3 protein-coding genes are annotated in these 3,497 nt (G+C 52.0%); 1 reads left to right on the top strand and 2 read right to left on the bottom strand.

Going from position 1 to position 3,497, the window contains the following annotated elements:
- Positions 1-701: adenosylhomocysteinase (locus GX117_09230; protein ID NLO33523.1), on the top strand; the 701-nt coding region annotated here is incomplete at its 5' end.
- 130 nt (positions 702-831) lie between these two features.
- Here GX117_09230 and GX117_09225 read toward each other — a convergent pair.
- Both GX117_09225 and GX117_09220 read right to left on the bottom strand, forming a co-directional pair.
- Complete coding sequence (locus GX117_09225) at positions 832-2,661, bottom strand: homoserine O-acetyltransferase (GenBank protein ID NLO33522.1); 1,830 nt, start codon at positions 2,659-2,661, stop codon at positions 832-834.
- Between the two features lie 203 nt (positions 2,662-2,864).
- Positions 2,865-3,497 (bottom strand): bifunctional O-acetylhomoserine aminocarboxypropyltransferase/cysteine synthase (locus tag GX117_09220; protein ID NLO33521.1); only part of this gene is annotated, 633 nt, incomplete at its 5' end.

Here is a 3,497-nt window from a genome sequence, read left to right as displayed (position 1 = left end):
GTATCAAACGCGCCACCGATGTAATGGTCGCCGGTAAAGTCGTCGTCGTAGCCGGATATGGGGATGTTGGCAAAGGTTGTGCAGACGCCATGCGCGGCTTAGGCGCACGGGTCATCATCACCGAAATTGATCCTATTTGTGCGTTGCAGGCGGCGATGGAAGGCTATCAAGTGATGACCATGGCGCAAGCGGCACCTGTGGGCGATATTTTTGTCACCAGTACCGGATGCTGTGACGTCATCCGCGCTGAACACATGCAAACCATGAAAGATCAAGCCATTGTCTGTAACATCGGGCACTTTGATTCCGAAATTGAAGTGGCCGCCCTTGAGCAGAATCCGAAGATACGGGAAATCAATATTAAGCCGCAGGTCGATAAGTTTGTATTCGAAGACGGCAAAGAGATCATCTTGTTGGCACGGGGCCGGCTCGTCAATCTCGGATGTGCTACAGGACATCCTTCTTTTGTCATGTCCAATTCCTTCACGAACCAGACCTTGGCGCAGATTGCCTTTTTTACGGAGCCCGACAAATACGAGATCGGAAAGGTCTACACCTTGCCCAAGTATCTGGACGAAGAAGTGGCGCGGCTCCATCTTGAAAAGCTTGGCGTCGTGCTCGAAACGCTGAACCAAAAACAAGCGGACTATCTGGGCGTGCCGATCGAAGGTCCTTATAAAGCCGATACGTACCGCTATTAAACGAGTTGCCATAAAGTAGAGATGGGCTGCCCCGCATATACGAGAAGCTAAGCGTGTAGGGGTGGGGGTATGCCTATAGCCTGCGGCGCGCCTTTTCCGCTGTCCCCCTTATGATCGCCGATACCGGCGATCAGCCTTCTTTCTTGCGCACTACATACAGCGCCTCTTCGGCGCGCAGGTTGGGAAATAGCTTGGGCTGTCCCCGTTCATTCAGAAAAATTTCTTCTTCAATGTCGAACTGCAGCTCTTCGCAGAAGGCACGGAAATCTTTTACGGTAAGAACGTGACGATTGGGCGATTCATGCCAGCTGTACGGCAAATGTGCCGTAACCGGGGCCTGTCCCCAAAAAGCAAGCTTCGATCGGATACGCCAGTGCCCGAAATTGGGGAAGGTGACAATACACTTTTTTCCGATGCGCAACATTTCTTTCAATGCTTGCGCCGGATTCTTTAATACTTGCAGCGTCATGCTCAAGATTACGTAATCGAAAGAATCATCAGGAAGCTCCGCAAGACCTTTATCAATATTAGCGTGGATGACAGGCAGCCCACAGCCGATAGCGCGGATTATATTTTCTTGGTTCACTTCGATGCCCAGGCCGATAATGTTGAGGCGGCGCTGCAGCCGACACAACAACTCACCCTCACCACATCCCACATCAAGGACTCGGCTATTCTCGCGCACAAGGTTGAGGATCATGTCATAGTCAACACGCCGCGACTGAGACAGAGTCCGTTTACCGTCAGCATTGAAGCTTTCCTCATCTTGTCCATCGCAAGGCTTGGGCGGGCAATTCTTGCAGTCACGCTCAGGGTACAGCGTATGGACGAGAAAACCTGACATAAGCCGTGACAGCTCTCCAACCTCAAGCAAGAAAGCGTCATGACCTGCGTCAGAACGAATGTTGCAATAACTGACAGGCAGCCCGTTGCGGGCAAAGGCGTAGACCATTTCCTGCGACATATAAGGCGGGAAAAGCCAGTCAGAAGTAAAAGAAATCACCATGACCGGCACCCGTGCGCGACTCAATGATGCGTCAAGTGAGGACCAGCCCGCCGCAATATCAAAATAATCCATCGCCTTCGTTACATACAGATAGGTATTGGCATCAAATCGGTTAACAAAGCCGGCGCCTTGGTGATCCAGATAGGTCTCTACATTGAATTCACTCTCAAAACGATAGCCGAGTTGGTCGCCATTGCGGAGGGTGCGCCCAAACTTACGGCGCATGGACTGATCAGACAGATAGGTAATGTGCGCAAGCATACGGGCAATAGCAAGGCCTTGGCGCGGTCCTTGACCGGGCACATAATCCCCTTGTTGAAAATCCCCATCCGCTTGAATCGCGTTGCGGCCCACCGCATCAAAGGCGATCTGCTGCGCGCCCGTGGCGTGGCTTGTCGCAATAAGAATTGCTGACTGCAGCGCGTCGGGAAAGCGGGTGACCCACTCCAGCGCCTGCATACCGCCCAGAGAACCGCCCAAAACACATAAGAGCCGTTCAATGCCCAATTGCCGTACCAGCGCATATTGAACACGTACCATATCGCCAACCGTTATGACAGGGAAGTTCAGCCCATAGGGTGCTCCCGTCTTCGGGTCAATACTGGATGGCCCTGTCGTGCCTTTACAGCCTCCCAGAAAATTGGCACAGATCACATAATACCGGTCTGTGTCTATTCCTTTGCCCGGTCCGATCATGGCATCCCACCATCCCGGTTTCACATCGTCAGGGCTATGTTTACCGGCAGCGTGGGCATCGCCCGACAGGGCGTGACATACCAACACCGCATTGCTGCGCGCCTCGTTCAATTCGCCGTAGGCTTCATAGGCAACCGTAACCGGACCCAGTACGGCTCCGCTTTCCAGCGTAAAGCCATCGCGACTTTCTTCCAGAACAAGCTGGTGTGTGCGCACAATGCCCACGGAATCTGAGTGTATAGGATTGTCTGTTTTCATGGATTTCTATAGGAAGCTTATTCTAAACCAAGGCAACAATGTAGCAGCCGCCTTTGCCGGATTGAAACATAAGCACTATATCAAACACAAATGACTCTACCCCGATGGCCGCGGTAAGAGACAAAAACCCGGCTGTGTTTTGAAGAAACAAGGGATACTGCCTGTCTGCGGCCACTACTTCAGGATTGTTTTTTACAAGATCTTTACTGCTGAGAAAGATGCAGGGCTTGATCAAAATCTTCCAAGATATCCGCGATGTCTTCCAGTCCCACCGATACACGGATGAAGGCAGGTGAGATACCGGCGCCATGTTGTTCTTCCGGCGATAACTGCTGATGCGTCGTCGTCGCAGGATGAATGACCAGCGTCCGCGCATCCAATATATTGGCCAGATGGGAGGCAAGTTGGCAGCTGTTAATGAATTTCACAGCGGCATCGGAACCACCCTTGATGCCAAATCCCAAAATAGCGCCCTGACCGGCAGGCAAATATTTCTGAGAGCGCTCATAATCACGGTGACTCGGCAGACCGGGATAATTGACCCAGTCCACAGCAGGATGTCCTTCCAGATGACGCGCCACGGCAAGGGCGTTTTCACTGTGTCGCGGCACACGCAAATGCAAGGTTTCAAGACCCTGCAAAAATAAAAAGGCGTTAAACGGCGACAGGCACGCGCCCATATCGCGCAGCAGCGTCACCCGTGCTTTCAAGATATAACTGATATTTCCAACGGGCTTAAAAGTTTCATAAAATTTCATACCATGATAACTGGCGCAGGGTTCGGTCAGCTCCGGAAACTTACCATTGTTCCAGTCGAAACGGCCGCTGTCTACAAT

Source organism: Candidatus Hydrogenedentota bacterium, from assembly GCA_012523015.1.
GTDB lineage: Bacteria > Hydrogenedentota > Hydrogenedentia > Hydrogenedentales > CAITNO01 > JAAYBJ01.
The sequence above is the reverse complement of the archived record's forward strand: the minus strand, read 5'-3'. Positions and strand labels throughout refer to the sequence as shown.